Origin of the sequence: Mesorhizobium sp. M1B.F.Ca.ET.045.04.1.1 (genome assembly GCF_003952465.1) — a bacterium.
Taxonomy (GTDB): Bacteria; Pseudomonadota; Alphaproteobacteria; order Rhizobiales; family Rhizobiaceae; genus Mesorhizobium; species Mesorhizobium shonense.
Genome location: NZ_CP034448.1, coordinates 1952185 through 1975222 on the forward strand (window position 1 = coordinate 1952185; position 23038 = coordinate 1975222).

Sequence of the window (23038 nt, forward strand, 5' to 3'; positions counted from 1 at the left end):
CTGCACTTACCAGCGGGTCTTCTCGCCGGGCGCGGCCGGCTCGATCGCCAGCGCGTGCACGCCGGCCTTCAGCTCGTCGGCAAGCAGCTGGTTGACGGCGCGGTGGCGGTCGATGCGGCTCATGCCGGCAAAATCCGGCGAGACGATGCGGACGCGGAAATGCGTCTCGCCGGTGCCGTCAAAGGTGGCGTGATGGCCCGACTCGACATGATGATGGCCGGCGTGAAGGTGGCTTTCGTTGATGACGGTGAGTCTTTCCGGCGAAAATGCCGCCTTCAGCTTGTTTTCCATCGTCGACTGTATGGACATCGGGCCTTCCCTTCACCACATCTGCGGCATAGCCGCAAAATCTCAATTTTCGACCGCTTTTAAGCCGCGATTCAGCGGTTAGGGCGATCATCGGCGAAATGTCAATTCTTGTTTCGCACTAGCGAACAGCCCATAAATGGGTGAGATGAAACCGTACCCCAAATATTTCGAGAAAATCCGCATTCGGCCGGAAAAGGATGCGGAGCTGAAGTCGCGCGCCCCGATCTGCCAGTGGGACGGTTGCAGCGAGGCCGGCACGCATCGCGCGCCGGTCGGACGCCTGAAGGAGGGCGAGTATTTCCGCTTCTGCTTCGAGCATGTGCGCGAATACAACAAGGGTTTCAACTATTTCTCGGGCGTGTCGGACAGCGAGATCGCCCGCTTCCAGAAGGAGGCGCTGACCGGCCACCGGCCGACCTGGCGCATGGGCGCCAATGGCGGCGGGATGCGTTCGGCGCCCGATTTCGCGCAGCAGCGTTCGGGGCGCGCCGGTTACTACAATCGCATGCGCGACCCCTTCAACCTGTTCGGCGGCGGAACGCGGGAGGTGCGCGAGCGCAAGGCAAAGCCGCTTGAGGCCAAGGCGCTGGAAACGCTTGGCCTTGATACAAAGGCGACTGGCAAGGATATCAAGGCGCGCTATAAGGAACTCGTAAAGCGCCACCATCCCGATGCGAATGGCGGCGACAGGGGTTCGGAAGACCGGTTCCGCGATGTGCTGCAGGCCTATCGCGTGCTCAAGCAAGCAGGATTGTGCTGAGCGACCCTACGGTCCGTGTCGTTTTCCAACTTACATAAGGTTGGAAAAGGCTCTAAGACCGCCCCCGAACAAAATCGATTGCCGGCGAAACGCGGCGTTTCGCCCGTGGAGACGTTGATAGTGATGAACAAGGTCGATCGCGACATCGCCAACCTGCCCGACACGACGGTGCCGGTGAAGGAGAAATTCGGCTTCGATTCCAAGATGGTGGTTCCCGCCTATTCGGTCTCGACCGAGCATGTGCCCGACATCGACCCGGACTACCTCTTCGACAAGGCGACGACATTGGCGATCCTCGCCGGCTTCGCCTACAACCGCCGCGTCATGGTGTCGGGCTATCATGGCACCGGCAAGTCGACGCATATCGAGCAGGTCGCCGCGCGCCTCAACTGGCCATGCGTGCGCGTCAACCTCGACAGCCATGTCAGCCGCATCGACCTCGTCGGCAAGGACGCCATCGTCGTCAAGGAAGGCCTGCAGATCACCGAATTCCGCGACGGCATCCTGCCCTGGGCCTATCAGCACAATGTTGCGCTCTGCTTCGACGAGTACGATGCCGGCCGCCCGGACGTGATGTTCGTCATCCAGCGCGTGCTGGAATCGTCGGGCCGCCTGACGCTGCTCGACCAGAGCCGGGTCATCCGCCCGCATCCGGCCTTCCGGCTGTTCGCCACCGCCAACACGGTCGGGCTGGGCGACACCACCGGCCTCTATCACGGCACGCAGCAGATCAACCAGGCGCAGATGGACCGCTGGTCGATCGTCACCACGCTCAATTACCTGCCGCATGACAACGAGGTGTCGATCGTGCTGGCCAAGGCCAAGCACTACCGCGACAGCAAGGGCAAGGAGATCGTCAACAAGATGGTGCGCGTCGCCGACATGACGCGCTCGGCCTTCATCAATGGCGACCTGTCGACCGTTATGAGCCCGCGCACCGTCATCACCTGGGCCGAGAACGCCGAGATCTTCGGCGATATCGGCATGGCGTTCCGGCTGACCTTCCTCAACAAATGCGACGAACTGGAGCGGTCGGTGGTCGCCGAATTCTACCAGCGCGCCTTCGGCGAGGATCTGCCGGAGAGCGCCGCCAACGTGGTGCTTGGCTAAGCGCGTGCCGGAAGGCTTGGCCTTTCGGGCCAAATCGCGCAGGGAATGATCGATGGCGGGTCCGGGCGACAACACGCGCAACAAGCCGAAGAACGGGTCTGAAGCCGACAGCTTCAAGCGCGCCGTCACCGTCTGCATGCGCGCGGTCGCCGGCGACAAGGACCTCGAGGTCGGCTTCGCCAAGGACCGGCCGGCGCTGGCGGGAAACCGCGCCCGCCTGCCCGAACTGCCGAAGAAGGCGTCCCGCACCGACATCGCGATCACCCGCGGCATCGGCGATTCCATGGCGCTGAAGCGCGCCTGCCACGATCAGCGCATCCACACGAAGCTGGCGCCGGAAGGCAAGCTGGCGCGCGCCATCTACGACGCCGTCGAACAGGCGCGCGTCGAGGCGATCGGCAGCCGCGCCATGCAGGGCGTGGCCGACAACATCGGCTCGATGCTCGAGGACAAATACGCCAAGGCAAACCTCGTCGACGTCAGGGACAAGGCCGATGCGCCGCTCGAGGAGGCGGTGGCGCTGATGGTGCGCGAGAAGCTCACCGGCCGCCCCGTGCCGAAGAGCGGCGAGCGGCTGGTCGATCTGTGGCGCCCCTGGGTCGAGGAGAAGGCGAGCGCCGATCTCGACGGCCTGTCGTCCAAGCTCGATGATCAACAGGCTTTCGCCCGGATCGTGCGCGACATGCTCGTCTCCATGGAAATGGCCGAGGAGCTCGGCGACGACCAGGAGACCGAGGACTCCGAGGACAACGAAGAGAACGAGCAGCAGGGCGAGGAGCAGAGCGAGGAGGGCGGCGAGGACGATTCCGGCTCCGACCAGTCGCAGTCGGAGGATGCCGAGGCCTCCGCCGACGAGGAGGACTCTGCCGAGACGGAGGCGACGGACGCCACATCCGACGACCTCTCCGACGAGGACGATTCCGACGCCGAGACGCCGGGCGAGGCGCGCCGCAACGACAACCCGTTCCTCAACCTGCCGAAGGAAATCGACTACAAGGTCTTCACCACCGCCTTCGACGAGACGGTCGGAGCAGAGGACCTTTGCGAGGAAGAGGAGCTCGACCGGCTGCGCGCCTTCCTCGACAAGCAGCTCGCCAATCTCTCCGGCGTGGTCGGCCGGCTCGCCAACCGGCTGCAGCGTCGCCTGATGGCGCAGCAGAACCGCTCCTGGGATTTCGACCTGGAGGAAGGCTATCTCGATCCGGCGCGGCTGGTGCGCGTCGTCATCGATCCGATGCAGCCGCTGTCTTTCAAGCAGGAGCGCGACACCAAGTTCCGCGACACGGTGGTGTCGCTGGTGCTCGACAATTCGGGCTCGATGCGCGGCCGGCCGATCACGGTGGCCGCGACTTGCGCCGACATCCTGGCGCGCACGCTGGAGCGCTGCGGCGTTTCGGTGGAAATCCTCGGCTTCACCACCCGCGCTTGGAAAGGCGGGCAGGCGCGCGAGAAATGGCTGAAGGACGGCAAGCCGCCGAATCCCGGCCGGCTCAACGACCTGCGCCACATCATCTACAAGTCTGCCGACCATCCGTGGCGGCGCGCGCGCCGCAATCTCGGCCTGATGATGCGCGAGGGCCTGCTCAAGGAGAACATCGACGGCGAGGCGCTGCTTTGGGCGCACAACCGGCTGATCGGAAGGCCGGAGCAGCGCAAGATCCTGATGATGATCTCGGACGGCGCGCCGGTCGACGATTCCACTCTGTCGGTCAACCCAGGCAACTACCTGGAGCGTCACCTGCGCGCGGTGATCGATCTCATCGAGACGCGCTCGCCGGTCGAATTGCTCGCCATCGGTATCGGCCACGACGTGACCCGCTACTATCGCCGCGCCGTCACCATCGTCGACGCCGAGGAGCTGGCGGGCGCCATGACCGAGCAATTGGCCTCGCTGTTCGACGAGGAAAGCGCGCGAGACGTGCGGCGCGGTGGCCTGCGGCGTACGGGATGATCTTCTCGCGGGGCGGGATACGGCAAGCGCTTCTCGCTTGCGTGTTGGCTTGCGCGTCGGTTTCGCCGGCATTCGCCGAGGCGCGCGCCCCGGTCGAGGCGATCGAGGTTTCGGCGCGGCCGATCACTGAGTTCCAAGTCGGTCATAACCAAAAGCTGTTCGGGCCGCTGGAATTCGTCGGCGGGCTGGAGATGACCGCATCCTCGCGCGATTTCGGCGCGCTGTCGGCCTTTCGCTTTCTCAAGCCCGGCGGCGATTTCATCGGTGTCGCCGACACCGGTTTCTGGTTTTTCGGCACCATCACGCACGATGCCGACAAGCGTCCCTCGGGCGTGTCGGATTTCCGCATGCAGCAGATGGTCGACGCTTCGGGCCGGCCGATCGAGGAGAAGTGGGAGGTCGATGCGGAAGGCCTCGCGGTCAAGGACGGCATCGCCACCGTCGGTTTCGAGCGCGAGCAACGCGTCGTCCAGTTCAAAATCGATCCGGACAATATGAAGGCGCCCTTCAAGACGCTCGACTATCTGGTGCCGGCCCGGGAGCTGCGCCAGAACCGCGGCTTCGAGACGGTCGCTCATGCCAATCCCCATGGCCAGCACGAGGGCGGCCTGGTCGTGGTCTCGGAAAAGAGCCTCGACAAGGCCGGCAACATCTATGCCGCCATCATCGAGGGACCGAGGAAGGGCGTCTTCACCGTCAAGCGCAACGGCGATTTCGACATCACCGACGGCGCCTTCCTGCCGGACGGCGACCTGCTTCTGCTCGAACGCAGCTTCTCGATGGCGCGCGGGGTGAAGATGCGGCTGCGGCGCATCTACGGCGAGAGCATCGAGAAGGGCGCGGTGGCCGACGGCCCGGTGCTGATGGAAGCCGATATGGGCTACCAGATCGACAATCTGGAAGGGCTGGACGTCTGGACCCGCGACGACGGCGCGCTGATGGTGTCGCTGGTGTCGGACGACAACCACTCGATCCTGCAGCGCAATCTCTATCTGGAGTTCATTCTGCATCAGGATTGAGCAGCGCTCTGTTCCTATTTCAGACAATCCCTGGAATTGATCCTCAGCGGACCTTGTAGATCTCGACGGGCTTGTCCGCCGTCGAGCTCACCAATTCCAGCCAGTCGGGCGCGTCTCGCTTCAGCAACCGCGCGGCCAGGCCCGTGGGAGCTTCGGCGGCGAGCGACAGCTCTTCCGAATTGCTGCGGCATATGGCGACCAGCCCGACATGTTCGCGCTCGACGATGGCGCGGGCGGCGTCCGGCGTTCCCATGAAGGCGTCGAGCATGGCGAGGTTGCCGCCGACATTGCGATGGTAGGGGCCGGCCAACGCCCTGTGGCCGGTAAACATCACTATTGCCGAGCCGAGATTGGAAGACGCAAGCACCGTCGTTGCCGGCATGGCGGCCAGCTCGCTGAAGTCTGAGGCCTTGCTGCAGGTCAGCGCATGATCCGCATCGGAATTGACTCCTGTCGGCGCCTTTTGGACCACGGACTGCGCGGCGACCGCAACGCCCGCCCAGGTCGCGTTGAGCGACACCAGCCATGCCGCCGCGATGCGGGAGGAGATGCGCCATGACTGGGCGGCGCTCGCCTGCAGGCGAATCCCGGCGATCCAGGTCGAGAGCGGCAGCACCGCGAAGGCGACCGAGAAGGTCGAGCCGCGCACCTGCCAGAGGCTAACGACGAAAGCGACGACCAGCAGCACTGCGGCAAGGGCTTCCTCGCGGCGCAGGCGGCGGCTGCGCAGCTGAAGACTGATCAACAGGATCGCGATGAAGGGCGTCACATAGCGCGCCGCCATCAACTTCGGCTGGTTCACGGCGACGCTGAGGAAGGGCTGCGCCTCGACGACGTCGTTCAGCCAATAGGTGCGAACGCGCTCGTCGATGCCGGCATAGGGCGCTGCCAGGCATTGCGGGAAGAACAGGATCGCGATGGCCGCGACGGCCACCGCCAATGCGGACATCGAGACGAGCCGCGCCCTGGCCGTCGATTGCCCGGGCAGGCCGGCAATCGCCGCCAGGCCGAAGCCGGACAGCGCCGCGATGACGAACTGAAAGGCCGAGAAGGCGTCGCACTGGGCTACGCCCCATTCCGCCGGCGATATGGTGGCGACAAGGACCAACGAGGCTGTTGCGGCAAATCCGATGCCGAAGCCGCGCGCGGTCAGGCGCTCCTTTTCATCGAGGATGAAAAGCACGGCGGCACAGGCGCCAAGTGCGGCGACATAAGGAGCGGTCTCCATGCCGACGGCCAGCGTGAGGCCCGCGCAAAGGCCGGACAGAAGGGCTGCGGGCCGCCAGAACGGAGCCTCCATCAGAAGCCAGAGACTGGCCGCCGTCAAAAGGAGCTGGACATTGTGATGGTCGAGCGTGCCGGGGCTGAAAGTGCCGAGAAAGAACAGCGCCGCGGTGGCGAGCACCAGCGACGGCATCGCCACGTCCGCTCCCGCAAAACGCCGCGAGGCGCGCAGGATGACGAATATGGTGAGCCCATAAAGAGAGAGCGGCCAGATGATCTGCGCGGCTCTTTCAGCGGCGGCGGTGCCGGTGCCCAGAGTCTGGAAGGCGAGGATGATCAGCGCGATCGGCGTGTCGACCAGCCGCGACCAGTGCATGACGAAGCCGCCAGTCAGGCCCATCCTATATTGGTGAAGATCGAACCAGCCCTGGCCCGCCAGCAGGTCGCGAACCTCGACCAGCCTCAGCATGCTGTCGTTGTCGGTGCCAAGGTCCGCGATCGTCGGGAAGCCCGAGATCGCATTGATCGCCAGCACGACCAGCGTCGCGCAAAGCGCAAGCAGGAAGTCATGTTTCCAACCGGTGCCCTGGATGGTCATGCTGATGGCGAGGTCCTGGATCGTTTTCGCGATCCTGCACCAATGGCCGTAACAAAGCGTAAAGTCGCCACAGTATTTTCAACCAGTTGGACCGTCAGGCGATGGCGGGCTGGCTCAGGTGGGCGGTGGGCAGCCTGCAGAGGTCAGCGCCCGTTGGTTGCGATCCAGATGACATGGCGGGCGCCGCGCTTGCCGCGGGCGCGCGTGTTGATTTCCTCGACCACGAAACCTGCCTGTTTCAGGCGCCGCGTGAAGCCGCTGTCCGGTCCCTGTGACCAGACGGCCAACACGCCGCCGGGTTTCAATGCGGCACGCGCGGCTGCGAGGCCGGCCGTGCCGTAGAGCGCGTCATTGCCCTTGTAGACGATGCCTTCCGGGCCATTGTCGACGTCGAGCAGGATGGCGTCCCAAGCGGCCGCTTGCGCCCTTATCAGTTGACCGACATCAGCCTCGCGAATGGTGACGCGGGGATCGTCGAGGCAGTCGTCGAAGATCGCGGACATCGGGCCGCGTGCCCAGGCGACGACCGCGGGGACAAGCTCGGCAACTGTGACGGCAGCGTCGCCATCGAGCGCGGCGAGGGCGGCGCGCAAGGTGAAGCCCATGCCGAGCCCGCCGATGAGGATCCTTGGCCGCTTGCGGGCAGCGATCCGCTCGCAAGAAAGCCTGGCGAGCGCCTCCTCGGAACCGCTGAGGCGGCTGTTCATCAGCTCATTCGTGCCCAGCATGATCGAGAATTCGGTGCCGCGCTGCTTCAGGCGAAGTTCCTGGCCGCCATCAGGCGTGCGGGCTGAGTCGAGCTGAACCCAAGGGATCACGATTATACAGCGATCGCGGGCTGGCTCCAGCGGGTGGCAAGCAGCCGGTAGGGGATCAACGCAACCACAGCGATGATCAGCTTGACCGAGAGATCGCCCAACGCCCAGGACACCCAGCGCATCGTCTCGACAGGCAGCACGCCCATCAGCGGCGCCGTCTCCAGCGCGAAGCTGTCGTTCGGTCCGGCAAAGGCGAAAGCGGCTGAGAAGGCGACGCCGAAGAACACCACCGTGTCGAAGATGGAGCCGACCAGCGTGCCGACGATCGGTGCGCGCCACCAGCTTTGCCGGCGCAGCCGGTTGAACACGGTCACGTCGAGCAGTTGCGCGGTGAGGAACGCGGCGCCGGAAGCGGCCGCGATGCGCACCAGCCGGTCGGCGGCGGTCTCGAATTCGATCAGGCCGTGGCGGAACAGGAAGGGCGGAACCAGGATCGAGCAGATCACTGCCGTCATGAAGCCGACGAACACCACCTTGCGCGCCACGGCCGGGCCGTAGCGGCGATTGGCAAGGTCGGTGACCAGGAAGGAGAAGGGATAGGTGAAGGCGCCCCAAGTGAGCAGGTCGGCCAGCGACAGGCCGCCGATCTGACCCTGCATCGGGAACTGGACAAGAATGTTCGACGCCACGACGACAAGCGCCATGGCGGCCACGAAGGGCAGGTATCGTGTCAGGAAGTTCATTTTTTTATCCTGGGTAATGGAACCAGCGGAATGTCATGCCGAATCCGCACGACACTCCTTGGAAGGCGGTTCGTCCCCGCCTGAAAGCGGTCTTAGGCGGCCGGCTGCTCAGCGAGCTTCTTGGCGATCTGCTTCTTGAGCAGGCGCGCGCGCTGCGACAGGTCCTTGGCGTCGGCCTTGGCCAAGAAGGCGTCGAGGCCGCCGCGATGCTCGACAGAACGCAGCGCGTTGGCCGAAATGCGCAGGCGCACGTTCTGGTTCAACACTTCGGAAATCAGCGTCACATTGACCAGGTTCGGCAGGAAGCGGCGCTTGGTCTTGTTGTTGGCATGGCTCACATTGTTGCCGGTCTGGACTGCCTTGGCAGTGAGCTCGCAGGTACGGGACATCTTGTCTAACCTTCAGTTCTAAATCTGCCAAACCATTCTGCCCGCGCCAGGCGGCGCGCGGTCTCGGTCAGGCGGCCTTTGGAAAAGTTGGCGTTCCATAGTTGCATTTCGCCACCACGTCAAGCTCCGGCACGTGGCCAACGATGGGGCGCACTCCATATAAAGGCCGGATTTCGCCCTATAAGCCCTTAGCGAAGGGATTGCCAGGCTGGAACCGACGCGTTTCCGGCCAGTATCAAGGACTTACCGCCCGCCATGCTTCGACCATCCCATGCCCTTGCCGCCCTGCTCGCCGTCTCTGTGCCGACGACGGGCTTCGCCGCTGCCTCGCCGCAGTCCTTCAAGGGCGAATACACGGTGTCTTTCCTTGGCCTTTCGGTCGCCAGGGCGACTTTTTCGAGCCGTTACGACGGCGACAACTACGCCATCAACGGCACTGTCTCGGCCGCCGGCATCGCCAAGCTGTTCGACGACACGAAGGGCACGATCTCATCGCAAGGCACGATTTCGGGCCAGCAGATGCGGCCGCAGGCCTTCCGGGCGGATTACACCTCCGGCAAGAAAGCCTCGGTGGTCGACATACGCTTCGCCAAGGGCGATGTCGCCTCGACGAAGGTCGTCCCGGAACCCGGCAAGCGCGATCCCAAGAGCTGGGTGCCGGTCGGCGACGGCGACCTGAGGTCGGTGCTCGACCCGATGGCGGCGACCGTCATCCACGCCGACAGCCTGGACAAGGTCTGCGGGCGGACCGTCAAATTCTATGACGGCGAGATGCGCGCCAACCTGTCGCTGACCTATGCCTCGAAAGGGTCGATCTCGGTGCCCGGCTTCAAGGGCGACACCGTCACCTGCAAGATGGGCTTCGAGCCGGTCGCGGGCTATCGCAAGGGCCGCAAGGCGCTGGAGTTCCTCAAGAACAAGAGCCGCATTATGGTGACATTTGCGCCGGTCGGCCAATCCGGCGTATATGCGCCGATCCGCGCCACGGTCGGGACCCAGATCGGTCCGCTGACCATCAGCGCGAGACGGTTCGAAGCCGTCGAGTAATTTTATGCAATTCCGGACGGAAAACCGCCACGCATTTTTCCTGGGATTGCTCTAGTCATTTGTTTTTACGCAGTTCCGAACGGTTACACACTTTTCCTGGAATTGCTTGAGGGGCGCCCCGGCGCGCCGTCGGGGGGCAGCTATGGGGCGCGCAACACTGATCGGCTTCTCGGCGGTCGCCATGTGGGCGCTGCTCGCACTGCTCACCGACGCCTCGGGGCAGGTGCCGCCATTCCTGCTGTCGGCAATCACCTTCGCCATCGGCACCTGCGTCGGGCTTGCCGCCAGGCTGGTGATGCCTTCTCGCGACAAGAGCCGGAAGGTACCGCCGCAGGTGTGGCTGATCGGAATTGCCGGCCTGTTCGGCTACCATTTCTTCTACTTCACCGCGCTGCGCAACGCGCCGGCCGTCGAGGCGAGCCTGATCGCGTATCTGTGGCCGCTCTTGATCGTGCTCGGCTCGGCGCTGATGCCTGGCGAGCGGCTTGCCTGGAACCATGTCGTCGGCGCGCTGCTCGGGCTGGCCGGCACTTTCCTCATCGTCACCAAGGGCGGTGGGCTCGCCTTCGACGCGCATTACGCCTTCGGTTATACGATGGCGGCCGTCTGCGCGCTTTTGTGGTCGTCCTATTCGCTCTTGTCGCGGCGCTTCCCGTCGGTGCCGACCTCGATCGTCACATGGTTCTGTGCGGCGACGTCGGTGCTTTCGCTCGCCTGCCACTTGCTGCTCGAAAAAACCGTGCTGCCCGACGGCCCGGGCCAGTGGCTGGCGGTCATCGGGCTCGGCCTGATGCCGGTGGGGGCCGCCTTTTATGCCTGGGACATCGGCGTCAAGCGCGGCAACATCCAGGTGCTGGGCGCCGCAAGCTACGCCGCGCCGCTTTTGTCGACGCTGGTGCTGATCGCCGCGGGCGTGGCCGAGCCGTCGCCGCGCATCCTCGCGGCCTGCGTGCTCATCACCGGCGGAGCAGCACTCGCAGCCAAGTCGCTGTTGCCGCGCAGGCCCGCGACCGGCGGGGCGCACGCATGATGCCGTTTCCAGGCGGCATCGACGCCAACCCGAACGCGACGCTTTTATTTTCGATCGCAGCTGCTGCGATCTACGCCTTTGCGCTCGAACTGTCGCCGCGGCTCGCCCGCTCCGCCGCGAAGACGCTGGCCGTCGCCTTGCTGGCGGCGCTCGCCGTCATGCAGGGCGGTCCGCTGCTGCTCGTCGCGGCGCTGGCGCTGAGCGCCGTCGGCGATGCGTTCCTCTCGCAGCACGGCGAGAAGGCCTTCCTCGGCGGGCTGGCGAGCTTTCTTGCCGCGCATATCGCCTATGTCGCCCTGTTCCTCGAGGCAGGCGGCGGGATCGGGCTGCTCGCCGCAGAATCCTGGCGTGGTGCGATGGCGCTGGCGATGGCGGCGTTCGTCATCGTTATGCTCGCCGCGTTGTGGCGCCGCGTCGGCCCATCGCTCCGTATCCCGATCGCTGTCTATGTCGCCGCGATCCTCGCCATGGGCATCTCGGCGCTCACCGGCTACCATCCCTGGGTCATCGCCGGCGCCGTGCTGTTCATGGCCTCGGACGGGTTGCTGGCAGCGGAGCGTTTCCTGCTAGCGGCGATCTCGCCGCAGCGCGTCTGGATGCGCTACGCGGTCTGGGTGCTCTACTATGCAGCCCAACTCGCCACTACGCTCGGTTTCCTGCTGAGTTAAGCGGTTTTCGGCTGCCAACCCGGCTCGGCCAGCTCGAAGGCGGCGAAGTCGAAGCCAGGCGCCACCGTGCAGCCGACCAGCGTCCATTCGCCGAGGCTGCGCGCCGACTGCCACCAGCCTGCCGGCACGACGATCTGCGGCCGCTCGCCCGAGGCAAGTGCCGCGCCCAGCACCTGTTCGATGACGGCGCCGGTGCCTTCCTCATGCATGGCGAGCGCGAGCGGCGCGCCGGCATAGAAGTGCCAGACCTCCGCGGCATCCTTCACCCGGTGCCAGGCCGAAAGCTGGCCTTGCTCCAGAAGGAAATAGATCGCGGTCGAATGGCCGCGCCTGCCTCCCGCACCATCGCGAAAAGTCTCGGCATACCAGCCGCCTTCGGGGTGCGGCTCGAGGCCGAGCGTTGCGATGATTTCAGCGGCGCTGGTCATGCCGGTCTTTGTTTGATGCATGTCGTTATCGCAGAACCGCTCTTTATTTTAGCGCAATTCCGGTTTCACACTTTTCCTGGAATTGCTTTGCGCACTTTCGGGCAACAGCTCTAGAAATGGTCCTTGCGCTTGCGGATTTCCGCGAACACCTCGACGTCGCTCGCCCGCTCCATGCCGAGATGCCTGCGAATCGCCGGGTCGTGCCAGCGCAGGAACGGGTTGGTCGACAGTTCCTCGCCGATCGTCGTCGGCAGGGTCGGCTTGTTGTCGGCGCGAAGCGCCTCGATCCTGACGGCGCGCTCCTTCAAGGCTGAATTCGTGGGGTCGACGGTCAGCGCGAAGCGGGCGTTGGCTAAAGTGTATTCGTGGCCGCAATAGACGACGGTCTCGGCCGGAAGGGCGGCAAGCTTCTTCAGCGAGTCGTGCATCACCGGCGGCTTGCACTCGAAGATCCGGCCGCAGCCCAGCGCGAACAGCGTGTCGGCGGTGAAGGCCACTTTCGAGGCCGGCAGATGGTAGGAGACATGGCCGGCGGTGTGGCCGGGCGTTTCGATGACTTCGATCCTTTCCTCGCCAAGCCGGATGACGGAACCTTGCCTGACGGTCTCGTCGATGCCGGGGATCTTCGCCTTTTCCGCTTCCGGCCCGACGATGGTGAGCTTGAAGCGCTCTTTCAGGGCCAGGTTGGCCTCGACATGGTCGCCATGGTGATGCGTGGTCAGGATCATCGTCGGCGTCCAGCCGGTGCGCTTGATCGCGGCCAGGATCGGGGCTTCCTCCGGAGCGTCGATGATCGCCGTCTGCCCGCTTTCGGGATCGTGCACCAGCACGCCGAAATTGTCGGTGCGGCACATGAACTGTTCGATTTCGACCGGCATCCCATCGCTCTCCGCTAGAGCGCCGTGCAACCAGGTGGATGCACAAAAGGACACTCTAATACTTGGTATCTGCCGCATCGTGCTTTCCGAAATCGAAACCGATTTCGGGCCGATGCAGGAGCTGCCGCAGACATAGGGCGGCCGGCGGCCGATGTCATCGGCCTTTGTTGAACTCGGCATTTATCGCGGCTACCGTCGCCCGCATGCATTCGGACATCGTCGACCTCCGTTCCTTCTATTCGACCACGCTCGGCCGCCTGGCCGAGCGCGCGATCACCATGGCGCTCTCATCGATATGGGCAAGCGTTCCCAACGAGCGTCTGGTCGGCCTCGGCTACACGCTGCCCTGGCTGGAGCGATTCGGCACCGATGCCGAGCGAGTCTTTGCCTTCATGCCGGCGACGCAAGGGGCGGTGGTGTGGCCGGCGACGGGACCGACGGCGACGGCGCTGGTCTTCGACGAGGAGCTGCCGCTGGTCGATTCCTGCATCGACCGCATGCTGCTCGTGCATTCGCTCGAACATGTCGAAAATCCGCGCGAGACGCTGAACGAGATCTGGCGCGTGCTGTCGCCGGCGGGCAGAGTCGTCATCGTCGTGCCCAACCGGCGCGGTGTCTGGGCGCGCTTCGAGCATACGCCCTTCGGCAATGGCCGGCCGTTCTCGCGCGGCCAGCTCACCGAATTGCTGCGCGAGGCGAATTTCACGCCCGCCGCATGGTCCGACGCGCTGTTCTTCCCGCCATCGCCGCGGCGTTTCATGATGCAGTTCCACAATGTGCTGGAGCGCGCCGGCCGGCGCTTCTGGCCGATCTTTTCCGGCGTCATCGTCGTCGAGGCGCAGAAGCGGCTCTACCAGGGCGTGCCAGTCGCGCAGCGCGCCTCGCGCCGCGTCTTCGTGCCGGTGTTCTCGCCGCAGGGCGCGACGCGGCTTGGACGAAAGACGACCGAGGCAATGTCCCGGACCGGGCAAGTGACGCGTTCGTGATCGGGATCAAGCCTTGCGCCGCACGGCAATCATCGCCCTATCTCAGGGACGGGGACACGGCGCGGCATCGGCGTCGATGACCATTCCCGAAAGCAGGGATTTTGCACATGGACTACCAAACGGTTGACAAGCCAGAAACCGAACAGACTGTCTCGGTCGAGGCAAGCAGCCTGCGTGACCAACTGGCGACAATCAGGCAGGCGCTGAAGACGTCTCCGGTTCGCAGGCAGCTTTCGTGGGTATCGATCGGCATTGTCGGCGTCATCGTCGCGACATCGGTCGGGCAGGTCCTGCTCAATCGCTGGAACCAGCCTTTCTACGATGCCCTGGCGCGGCGCGACTTGCCGGGTTTCCTGCACCAGCTGATGGTTTTTGCCGTAATCGCCGGTAGCCTCCTGGTGCTCAACGTCGGCCAGACCTGGCTCAACCAGATGATCCGGCTGAGGCTGCGCGAGGCGCTGACGCTGGACCTCATCGATGAATGGATGCGGCCGGCGCGCGCCTTCCGGCTCACCCACGCGGGAGCCATCGGCGTCAACCCCGACCAACGCATGCAGCAGGATGCCGGCCATTTGTCGGATCTGTCGACCGATCTCAGCGTGGGCCTCTTGCAGTCCTTCATCCTTCTTGTGTCCTTTATCGGCGTGCTTTGGGAGCTCTCTTCCGGCTTCGTCTTCCATGTCGGCGGCCATTCCCTGGCCATACCCGGCTACATGGTCTGGGCGGCGATCCTCTATGCCGGCATCGCCTCGTGGCTGAGCTGGCTGGTGGGCCGGCCGCTGATCCGCTTCAACAGCGATCGCTATACGCGGGAGGCGGAGCTGCGCTCCTCCATGGTCCGCATCAACGAGAATATCGACGCCATCGCGCTTGCCCATGGCGAGGCCGACGCCAGCCGGCGGCTCGATGTCGACCTCGGCGGCGTGCTTGGCGCCATGCGGCGCATCTACGGCGCTCAGATCAACCTGTCCTGGGTCACCGACGCCTATGGCTGGGTCACCGTGGTGGCGCCGATCCTCGTCGCGGCGCCGGTCTATTTCGCCGGCGACATCAGCTTCGGCGGACTGATGATGGCGGTCGGCGCCTTCAACCAGGTGAATTCCTCGCTGCGCTGGTTCATCAACAATATCGGCGCCATCGCCGATTGGCGGGCAACGCTGATGCGCGTCGCCGACTTCCGCATCGCACTTGGCGAAACGGACATCCTGCACGCCAAGGAAAAGCGCATCGAGTTCGGCGAGAACGAAAATGGCAAGCTGACATTCGACAAGCTCGAAGTCGCGTCGCCCGACGGCTGCACCAAGCTTGCCGAGACGAGCGTCGAGATCCAGGCCGGCGAGCGCGTCATGATCACCGGCGATCCGCGCGCCGGCAAGACGCTGTTCTTCCGCGCCATCGCCGGCCTCTGGCCATGGGGAAGCGGCCGCATCGGCATGCCGGCGGGGGAGACGCCATTCTTCGTGCCGCGCACGCCCTATTTTCCGCTCGGCACGCTGCGCGACGCGCTCAACCATGCCGAAGGCGCGAGGATAGACGACGCCGAGATTTCAGCGGTGCTGAACGAAGTCGGCCTGGAGCGCCTGTCATCCCAGCTCGACCGCTCGGCGCGCTGGGAGCATGAGCTGGCCGACGACGAGCAGCGGCTGCTCGCCTTTGCCCGGCTTGCGCTGAGGAAGCCGAAATGGGTGATCATCGACGAAGCGCTGGATACGTTCGACGGCGCCACGTTGCGGCGCGTGCTGGCCATGCTGCAGGCGAGACTGGCGGACGCTGCGATCCTCAATATCGGGCGCGGCCTGCACAACAACCAGTTCTTCCCGCGCGCGCTTACCATCGTCAAGGACAGCGGCGGATCGGCGCTCAAGCCGGCCCGCCTGCGCGCCGGGGCGATCGAACCGCCACCGACCGCGGCGAGAGCCAAGAAATAGCTTTATTTCGCCGCGATCGCCGGGAAGAATCCCGGCGTGGTCGGAGCTGTGCCATGCTCAAGCTGCTCAGTCTGCTTGCCTGCCTTGCCTGCGCCGAGGCGGCGCCAATGCCTGCAATCGGCGGCGATACGCCCGTCGATGTCGAGCTCGTGCTGGCTGTCGACATCTCGCAGTCGATGGACGAAGGGGAGTTCGCCCTGCAGCGCGCCGGCTATGTCGAGGCGCTGCGCCATCCCGACTTCATCAGCGCGGTGCGCTCAGGCCCGAAGGGCCGTATCGCGCTCGCCTATTTCGAATGGGCGGGCGTCGTGCGCGACGACGGCGTGATCGCCTGGCAGGTCATCGACGGCGCAGACAGCGCCAACGCCTTTGCCGACAAGATCGCGGGCCGGCCGTTCCGGAGCTTTCGCGGCACCTCGATTTCCGGCGCTCTCGGCTTCGGCGCCGGGCTTTTGGAGAAAAATGGCTTTTCGGCGCCGCGTCGGGTCATCGACATATCGGGGGACGGGCCCAACAATGCCGGGCTGCCTGTCGCCCTGACCCGTGACGCCGCCCTGGCCAGCGGCATAATCATCAACGGCCTGCCGATCCTGATCAGCCCGTCGCCGAGCGTCAGCCGTCTCGATCGCTACTATGCCGATTGCGTCACCGGCGGCCCCGGCTCGTTCGTGTTGCCGATCTATGCGGCGTCCGAATTCTCGACCGCGATCCGCCGCAAGCTGATCCAGGAGGTGAGCAGTGTCGGTGATGCCACAAAGATCCGCGTCGATGCGGAGGCGCCGACCGACTGCTTGCTCGGCGAGCGGCTGCGGCAGCGGTTTTCCGATCCGTATTTTCCGGAGCTGGATCGGTGAGGCACCACTTGGTGCGCCTCAGGCCGCCCGGGCGCCATATTTGGCGCGGAATTCGTCATAGCAATCGCGACGCCAGCGGCGGCCGACAACATAGCCGCGCAGCAGTTGCGGCAGCGAATAGCCGAGGGCTTTGGACGACCGGTTGGCCAGATAGCCCGAGAAAGCCTGAGGCAGCCGGCCTTTCAGGGTATCGGCGATGATCTGGCGCGCGATCATATAGGGCGGCACGTCGGGATAACGGTCGGCGATATAAGGGTGCTTGCCGATCAAGTTGGCATAGGCCTCGACATAGCCATCGCGGCGGCCGGAGATCGAGTTCTCCGAATTATACTTCTTCCAGTCGATCTCCTCCGACAGCAGGGCGCCGCCGCGGTTGGCAAAACGCAGCAGCAGCTCGCGGTCCTGCATGCGCGTGATGTCGCTGTCGAAGCCACCGATCGCAAGCAGCGATTCGTGCCGGGCGCTAATCGCCGAACCGGCGATGAAGATCGTCTGCGAGACCAGCGCGCGCTGCAGCGTGCTCTTGTCGAGCAAGGCCTGGCGATTGATACATTTGGTGCTGCGGTTGCCCTTCACCGAGATGAAGGAGCTGATCAGCACTTCAAGCGAAGGGTTTTTGTCGAAATGCGCCACCGTCCGCTCCAGGCGGTCCGGCAGATAGACATCGTCCGAATCAAGGAAGGTCACGATCGGCGCCCGCGCGCGCTCGATGCCCGCGTTGCGCGCGGCATTGGCGCCGCGCCATTTCGCCCCGACATAGATCAGTCTGGGGTCGCGAATTTCGGCGAGCGCCAGGGCCGTCCCATCGGTCGAGCCATCGTCGACCACGATGTGCTCGAAGCGCGTAAGTGTCTGGGCAAGAACGCTTTCCACGGCGCGCACGACCTGGCTGCGCCGGTTGTGCGTCGGCGTGATCACGGTGATCAGCGGAGCTGTGTCGGAAGCAGCCGGCATCTAACTTTCGTTGTGGAGCGGATACGCGATGATCGGTTGGATCTCGTACCTGCCCCTCCGTGTCCGCCCCCGGATGGACAAAACGCTACAGAAAAGAGGCGTCTATGTCACCTGAAGCGTCGCGTCAGGATCAAGTTCGGAGCATATTTCTTCAAAGCCATGCGGTTTGAAAGCAACACTTTGCGGGCGACTTGTCCTCAACTGTGGCCCACATAGTCCGGCACGATCTCGATTTCGTCGCGAACGAGACCGGCTGCGAGGCTGAAATGGCCGAAAAATGCCAGCGTGTAAAAGGCCAGGCCGACCGCCACTGAAAACGGAATCTGCCAGATTGGCATGCCCGTTTGCGGCGCATGACCGATCACGCGTCGTGTCGTGCGCCACGACATCGTCCCCCAGCGTGTGAACGATTTGACGATACGCTGGGCGCGGGTGGGGGAATGGAGCTCGACGAATTTTCGGTCGGCATCCCTGCCGGTCACCAGCGCGCGCCAATAGAAGAACCGCCAGCCGCGCGGCGAGTAGTGATAGACGCGCGCATCGACATTGACGATTCTGTGGCCCTCGCGCCAAAGCTGGTGCATCAGCAGCGTGCAGGAAACCTTGAAGCCGTTGTGTGCCGGGAACGGATGGCTGGCTATCCAGTCGCGTTGGAAGGCAATGTTGTTGGCATTGATCGCACGTTTCGAGGCGAACCTTTCGTCCCCCCGGGCCATCGGGAAGAACCAGATCAAAGCAAAGGTTCGCGAGAAAAAATCGTCGTAGGAAAGATAGGTATGCCCGTTTACGCAGAGGGTTTCCGGGTGTTGGAAGGGCTTCAGCAGAGTTGAGAGCCAATCCCGCTCGGGGACTGTGTCGGAATCCAGGAAAACGACGATGTTTCCTTCGGTCAAGGGCACGCCATTGTTCTTGAGGTCGTAATACCGACCACCGGAGCAGGCCGCGAATGTCAGTTCGGCAACCTGCGTAAGTTGAGGTGCTTCAGCGTCGATGCTCGCTCGCAGCAAATCGGCGTCCGAATCGGGCCCGCCATGCGACACGACAACCTTCGGCCTTGCGAAACCAGTTGCGGAAACGGCAGCAATTTCACGCGCCAGGGCCTTCAGGCCCACGCCAATCTCGTCCCAGTCAATGGATTTGGCGTTCTCCATCTCCACGACGATCGAATAGGTTGGATGTTCAGCCATAGAGTTAATCACCACCAGCTTATCGGGATAGTCGCTATAGCCCTGAACGTATGCTGTCAAACGATCAAAGGCGCCATCTATTTGCGAGTTTCCGCTTCGATTGGCGGTTCACCGATTGCTAGTTCTTCAAGAAGCCACGGATATAGTTTTTTCCATGCCGGAAGCTCGACGGGTCGGTATATTCAGACAGGAAACGCTTTCTCCATTCGTCGTTGATCGCGTCGCGCTGGACTTCGAGACCTGACTCGAGGTTCGTTCTCCAGACGGGCTCTACACCCGCCAGCTGCGCGATCGTCTTGAGGCTTCCAACCGGATCTTGCTGAATTTGCTCATAGGTCAATGCGAGAAAAGACAGTCCGTTTTTCGCGAACCAAGCATCCCAAGCCAAATTCTCCATCAAAATCTTCTCAAGCGACTCGGCAATCGCTCCGCTGTCGTAGCGTGGCGGTGCATGGCTGACTTCAGTGGAGCGGAATCTGCGGGTTTGCCGCGCGCGTGCCCATGAGATCGCCTGGCCCAGCAGATCGCTACGCGTCAGGCGCACATAGCGCGGGTTCGGAAGACTGGCCGGCAGGTTCACCTTCTTGGCCACTTGAGCGAACTGGCTCGCGAAGAGCTTGATCGCGTAGACTCCGGAAGAGGACCGCCCCTCCGTCAACGCACGAAGAAGCTGGGCGCTCGGTTCGCGCGGGTAGCCGGGCAGTTCAAGCAGACGGCGACCGCCAAACCATTCCAGTGGATTGCCCAACCCGGCCGAAGCCATTAGTCCTGCAAGATGATTGCTGCCGCTGCGCGGCGATGTGCAGACGAGAATTCCCGCTCGTATCTCCGACAGAATGTCCGGAGGGATTTTAACCGTCGGCGGCCGCCGACGAAAAAGCTGCATCCCGATCATCGCTTCAGCAAAAACACCGCCTGCTGGCCGAAGAAATTCCAGAACCACCAGGGCATCGACAGGCCGATCTTCTGGCCGTTGGCGTCGAGTGCGGTCGCCTTCTCGACCGTTGCGCCAAGCTCCTCGCACAGATTGACGAAGTCGCGGATGGTGCAGAAGTGGATGTTCGGCGTGTCGTACCAGGAATAGGGCAGATCCTTGGTGACCGGCATCCTGCCCTTGATCAGCAGCGAGAAGCGCACGCGCCAATGGCCGAAATTGGGGAACGATACGATGGCGCGGTTGCCGATCCGAAGCAGCTCGTCGAGCACCAGCTTCGGATTGCGGGTCGCCTGCAAGGTCTGCGACAGCACAACGAAATCGAAGCCCTTGTCGGGATAGAATTCGAGGTCCTTGTCGGCATCGCCCTGGATCACGGAAAGGCCGCGCGCCACGCATTCGTTGACGCCGCGCTGCGACAGCTCCATCCCGCGGCCGTCGACCTGTTTTGTCTCCTGGAGAAGCTCCAGCAGCAGGCCGTCGCCCGAGCCGACATCGAGGACACGCGAACGGGCCGGGATGAGATCGTTGATAACCTCGAGATCGACACGTTGGGCACGATTGACGCTCATGGGAACACCCGCGGCCTTAGAGCATTCGAAGCCAAGGCGGAATCGCTCGGTGTCGCAGAAATGCTGCTAAAACGAAGAGATCGCGAGCCGCTCATAGGCTGAGTCCCCTGGCGCGGGCGGCCGAGGCGATGAAGCCGTTGATGGCCGCGAACAGTTCCGGTTCGTCGAGCAGGAAGGCGTCATGGCCGCGATCGGTCTCGATCTCGACGAAGGAGACGGAAGCGCCGGCGGCGTTCAGCGCATGAACGATCGAGCGGCTCTCCCCGGTCGGGAACAGCCAGTCTGATGTGAAGGATACCAGGCAAAACCGCGTCTTGGTGCCGGCGAAGGCATCGGCCAGCCGTCCGCCATGGTCGGCGGCGAGGTCGAAATAGTCCATTGCGCGGGTCAGATAGAGGTAGGAGTTTGCGTCGAAGCGATCGACGAAGGTCATGCCCTGGTGGCGCAGATAGCTTTCGATCTGGAAGTCGGCGTCGAAACCGAAGGTGAGCGCCTCGCGGTCCTGCAGGTTGCGACCGAACTTGCGGTGAAGGGCCGCCTCCGACAGATAGGTGATGTGGGCGGCCATGCGCGCCACGGCGAGCCCTTTTTCCGGACGTCTGCCGAAATCGAGATATTTGCCGCCGTGCCACTCCGGATCGGCCATGACGGCCTGCCGCCCGACCTCATGGAAGGCGATGTTCTGCGAGGAATGGCGGGCTCCGGTGGCGATCGGCAGCACGGAGAAGACGCGCTCCGAATGGCTGGCGGCCCACTCCAGCACCTGCATGCCGCCCATTGAGCCGCCGAGCACGCAAAACAGCTTCTCGATGCCGAAATGGTCGACCAGCATCAGCTGCGCGCGCACCATGTCGCGGATGGTGATGATCGGCAGGTCGAGGCCGTAGGGCCGGCCTGTCGCCGGATTGATCGAGGCCGGGCCGGTGGAGCCGAGGCAGCCGCCGACGACGTTGGAGCAGATGACGAAAAAGCGGTTGGTGTCGATGATCTTGCCGGGGCCGATCAGCACCTCCCACCAGCCCGGCTTGCCGGTCACCGGATTGGTGTTGGCGACATGCTGGTCGCCGGTCAGCGCGTGGCAGACGAGGATGGCGTTGGAGCGGGCGTCGTTGAGGATGCCATAGGTTTGGTAAGCGACCTGGAACGGCGACAGCACCGTGCCCGCATCGAGCTTCAGCGGCTTGTCGGGGCCGAACTGCAACACCGGGCTCGACGGGTGGTCGGCCTCGTTGTTGGTCCTTAGAGCGCGCTGAGCGGCCATCGCATTCCCCATCCAGTCCGCATCGATTTCGCCGATGCGGTATCCGGCCGGCAGCGGACAACAAAAAACCGGCCTGCCTTCGCAAAGCCGGTTACAGGTTGCAAACGGCCCTTTAGCGAATTGTTTAACGTGGCTGCAAGCCGACCGGCCAAATCACCACGGAGTCCGGCTGCTCTTCTAGGACCAGCGCCGCGCTTCGTCAACGGGCAGCATCCCTGGGGGCAGCATCTTGGGGGCAGCACCTTGGGATCGGCATCTTGGCGCAAGCACCGGCACTCGACATTCGGGGCCACGGCCTGTATTTCCGCTGCGGCCTCGACGGCCTTCTCGACGGATTTGTGACATGAAGCAGGATCAGCCACGTCCGACGCCCCGCGCGGGCATCATGGACATCGAGGCCTACGTGCCGGGCAAGAGCACGGCGCCGGCCGGCGTGACGAAAGTCTACAAGCTGTCGTCCAACGAGAACCCGCTCGGGCCGTCGCCGAAGGCGATCGAGGCCGCGCGGGACGTGGCTTCTAGGTTGGATGTCTATCCCGACGGCTCAGCTCGCCGGCTGCGCGAGGCGATCGGCGACGTGCATGGGCTCAATCCGGCAAACATCGTCTGCTCCAACGGCTCCGACGAGATACTGGGGCTCCTGGCGCAAACCTATCTCGCGCCGGGCGACGAGGCCGTGTTCACCGAACACGCCTTCATGGTCTACAAGATCTACATCCAGGCCGCCGGCGCCAGACCGGTCGCGGTCAAGGAAACCGACGAGCGGGCCGACATCGACGCGATCCTCGCCGCGGTGACGCCGGCGACCCGGATCGTGTTCCTCGCCAATCCCAACAATCCGACCGGCACCTATGTGCCGTTCCAGGAGGTGCGCCGGCTGCATGCCGGGCTGCCGAAGAACGTGCTCCTGGTGCTCGACGCGGCCTATGCCGAATATGTGCGGCGCAACGATTATGAAGCCGGCATCGAGCTGGCCGGCAGCGCCGAGAACGTGGTCATGACCCGCACCTTCTCCAAGCTCGGCCTCGGCGGCGCGCGCGTCGGCTGGATGTACGGCCCGGCGCATATCGTCGATGCGATCAACCGGGTGCGTGGACCGTTCAACGTCAACGCGACAGCGATCGAGGCGGGCATCGCGGCCATCCGCGACCGCGCCCATGTCGAGCGCAGTGTGGCGCATAACGAGAAATGGCTGGCCTGGGTCAGCGAACAGGTGACCCTGCTCGGGCTGCGCGTGACGCCGAGCGTCGGCAATTTCGTGCTGATCCACTTTCCCGACGACAGGCGGCATTCGGCGGCGGCCGCGGACGATTATCTCAGCGCGAGGGGCTATATCCTGCGCCGCGTCACCGGCTACGGCTTCCCGAACGCGCTGCGCATGAGCATCGGCACCGAAGAGGCCAATCGCGGCGTCGTCGAAGCGCTGACGAGTTTCCTGAAAAGCTGAAGC

The 23038-nt window shown here is 64.1% G+C and carries 23 protein-coding genes and 1 riboswitch; of the genes, 11 read left to right on the forward strand and 12 right to left on the reverse strand.

Features of this window, described 5'->3' with window-relative positions; translation table 11 throughout:
- Positions 1–6: 6 nt before the first annotated feature.
- A complete protein-coding gene (locus EJ071_RS09530; protein WP_126097643.1) occupies positions 7–309 on the reverse strand; it encodes a BolA family protein in 303 nt (100 codons plus the stop codon).
- A gap of 136 nt (positions 310–445) precedes the next feature.
- On the opposite strand from EJ071_RS09530, the gene EJ071_RS09535 reads away from it, so the two are divergent.
- The 4 genes from EJ071_RS09535 to EJ071_RS09550 all read left to right on the forward strand — a co-directional run bounded on the left by EJ071_RS09535 (position 446) and on the right by EJ071_RS09550 (position 5149).
- Positions 446–1069, forward strand: a complete 624-nt coding sequence (locus EJ071_RS09535; protein WP_126097644.1) for a J domain-containing protein — start codon at positions 446–448, stop codon at positions 1067–1069.
- Positions 1070–1192: 123 nt separating this feature from the next.
- Complete coding sequence (gene cobS, locus EJ071_RS09540) at positions 1193–2179, forward strand: cobaltochelatase subunit CobS (protein ID WP_059187986.1); 987 nt, start codon at positions 1193–1195, stop codon at positions 2177–2179.
- Between the two features lie 52 nt (positions 2180–2231).
- Positions 2232–4130, forward strand: a complete 1899-nt coding sequence (gene cobT / locus EJ071_RS09545; RefSeq protein WP_126097645.1) for a cobaltochelatase subunit CobT — start codon at positions 2232–2234, stop codon at positions 4128–4130.
- A complete protein-coding gene (locus EJ071_RS09550) occupies positions 4127–5149 on the forward strand; it encodes an esterase-like activity of phytase family protein (protein WP_126097646.1) in 1023 nt (340 codons plus the stop codon). The genes cobT and EJ071_RS09550 overlap by 4 nt, the downstream gene beginning before the upstream one ends.
- 43 nt (positions 5150–5192) lie before the next feature.
- Here the strand turns inward: EJ071_RS09550 and EJ071_RS09555 are convergent, their stop codons facing one another.
- The 4 genes from EJ071_RS09555 to rpmB form a co-directional block, all read right to left on the reverse strand.
- A complete protein-coding gene (locus EJ071_RS09555; protein WP_126097647.1) occupies positions 5193–6971 on the reverse strand; it encodes a GtrA family protein in 1779 nt (592 codons plus the stop codon).
- Between the two features lie 143 nt (positions 6972–7114).
- Positions 7115–7789, reverse strand: coding sequence for a hypothetical protein (locus EJ071_RS09560; RefSeq protein WP_126097648.1), 675 nt, complete (start codon positions 7787–7789; stop codon positions 7115–7117).
- A gap of 2 nt (positions 7790–7791) precedes the next feature.
- On the reverse strand, positions 7792–8472 hold the full coding sequence (locus EJ071_RS09565) for a queuosine precursor transporter (RefSeq protein ID WP_126097649.1): 681 nt from the start codon (positions 8470–8472) through the stop codon (positions 7792–7794).
- Between the two features lie 92 nt (positions 8473–8564).
- Entirely contained in the window at positions 8565–8861 is a 297-nt protein-coding gene (gene rpmB / locus EJ071_RS09570) for a 50S ribosomal protein L28 (RefSeq protein WP_059187982.1), read from the reverse strand.
- Positions 8862–9116: 255 nt separating this feature from the next.
- On the opposite strand from rpmB, the gene EJ071_RS09575 reads away from it, so the two are divergent.
- The 3 genes from EJ071_RS09575 to EJ071_RS09585 all read left to right on the forward strand — a co-directional run bounded on the left by EJ071_RS09575 (position 9117) and on the right by EJ071_RS09585 (position 11606).
- A complete protein-coding gene (locus tag EJ071_RS09575) occupies positions 9117–9908 on the forward strand; it encodes a DUF3108 domain-containing protein (RefSeq protein WP_126097650.1) in 792 nt (263 codons plus the stop codon).
- 142 nt (positions 9909–10050) lie between these two features.
- Positions 10051–10938, forward strand: coding sequence for an EamA family transporter (locus tag EJ071_RS09580; protein WP_126097651.1), 888 nt, complete (start codon positions 10051–10053; stop codon positions 10936–10938).
- Positions 10935–11606: a lysoplasmalogenase gene (locus tag EJ071_RS09585; RefSeq protein ID WP_126097652.1), complete on the forward strand. Its 672-nt coding sequence runs from the start codon at positions 10935–10937 to the stop codon at positions 11604–11606. Before EJ071_RS09580 ends, EJ071_RS09585 begins: the two co-directional genes overlap by 4 nt.
- On the opposite strand, the gene EJ071_RS09590 is transcribed toward EJ071_RS09585, so the two are convergent.
- Both EJ071_RS09590 and gloB read right to left on the reverse strand, forming a co-directional pair.
- Positions 11603–12034 carry a cupin domain-containing protein gene (locus EJ071_RS09590; protein WP_126102522.1) on the reverse strand — a complete coding sequence of 144 codons (432 nt, stop codon included), beginning with the start codon at positions 12032–12034 and terminating at the stop codon, positions 11603–11605. The two genes, EJ071_RS09585 and EJ071_RS09590, sit on opposite strands and share 4 nt — an antisense overlap.
- A gap of 110 nt (positions 12035–12144) precedes the next feature.
- Positions 12145–12912 (reverse strand): hydroxyacylglutathione hydrolase, encoded by a 768-nt coding sequence (gene gloB, locus EJ071_RS09595; RefSeq protein WP_126097653.1) that lies wholly within the window; start codon positions 12910–12912, stop codon positions 12145–12147.
- 203 nt (positions 12913–13115) lie between these two features.
- Here gloB and EJ071_RS09600 point away from each other — a divergent pair, with 203 nt between their 5' ends.
- The 3 genes from EJ071_RS09600 to EJ071_RS09610 all read left to right on the forward strand — a co-directional run bounded on the left by EJ071_RS09600 (position 13116) and on the right by EJ071_RS09610 (position 16680).
- The gene (locus EJ071_RS09600; RefSeq protein ID WP_126102523.1) at positions 13116–13898 is read left to right on the forward strand and encodes a methyltransferase domain-containing protein; all 783 of its coding nucleotides are present in this window, start codon (positions 13116–13118) and stop codon (positions 13896–13898) included.
- Between the two features lie 107 nt (positions 13899–14005).
- Positions 14006–15826 (forward strand): ABC transporter ATP-binding protein/permease, encoded by a 1821-nt coding sequence (locus EJ071_RS09605; protein WP_126097654.1) that lies wholly within the window; start codon positions 14006–14008, stop codon positions 15824–15826.
- Positions 15827–15879: 53 nt separating this feature from the next.
- Positions 15880–16680, forward strand: coding sequence for a DUF1194 domain-containing protein (locus tag EJ071_RS09610; RefSeq protein WP_126097655.1), 801 nt, complete (start codon positions 15880–15882; stop codon positions 16678–16680).
- Positions 16681–16698: 18 nt separating this feature from the next.
- Here the strand turns inward: EJ071_RS09610 and EJ071_RS09615 are convergent, their stop codons facing one another.
- From EJ071_RS09615 to EJ071_RS09635, 5 genes are all read right to left on the reverse strand, one after another.
- Positions 16699–17634 carry a glycosyltransferase family 2 protein gene (locus EJ071_RS09615; protein WP_126097656.1) on the reverse strand — a complete coding sequence of 312 codons (936 nt, stop codon included), beginning with the start codon at positions 17632–17634 and terminating at the stop codon, positions 16699–16701.
- Between the two features lie 197 nt (positions 17635–17831).
- Positions 17832–18821: a glycosyltransferase gene (locus tag EJ071_RS09620; RefSeq protein WP_126097657.1), complete on the reverse strand. Its 990-nt coding sequence runs from the start codon at positions 18819–18821 to the stop codon at positions 17832–17834.
- A 118-nt stretch (positions 18822–18939) separates the two neighbouring features.
- A complete protein-coding gene (locus EJ071_RS09625) occupies positions 18940–19764 on the reverse strand; it encodes a Stf0 family sulfotransferase (protein ID WP_126097658.1) in 825 nt (274 codons plus the stop codon).
- Positions 19713–20327 carry a methionine biosynthesis protein MetW gene (gene metW, locus EJ071_RS09630; protein WP_126097659.1) on the reverse strand — a complete coding sequence of 205 codons (615 nt, stop codon included), beginning with the start codon at positions 20325–20327 and terminating at the stop codon, positions 19713–19715. Before metW ends, EJ071_RS09625 begins: the two co-directional genes overlap by 52 nt.
- 91 nt (positions 20328–20418) lie before the next feature.
- Complete coding sequence (locus tag EJ071_RS09635; protein ID WP_126097660.1) at positions 20419–21588, reverse strand: homoserine O-acetyltransferase; 1170 nt, start codon at positions 21586–21588, stop codon at positions 20419–20421.
- Between the two features lie 92 nt (positions 21589–21680).
- Positions 21681–21758, reverse strand: a riboswitch (SAM riboswitch).
- A gap of 173 nt (positions 21759–21931) precedes the next feature.
- Between EJ071_RS09635 and hisC the strand changes: the two genes are divergently transcribed.
- A complete protein-coding gene (hisC, locus tag EJ071_RS09640; RefSeq protein ID WP_126097661.1) occupies positions 21932–23035 on the forward strand; it encodes a histidinol-phosphate transaminase in 1104 nt (367 codons plus the stop codon).
- The last annotated feature ends 3 nt before the right edge of the window (positions 23036–23038 follow it).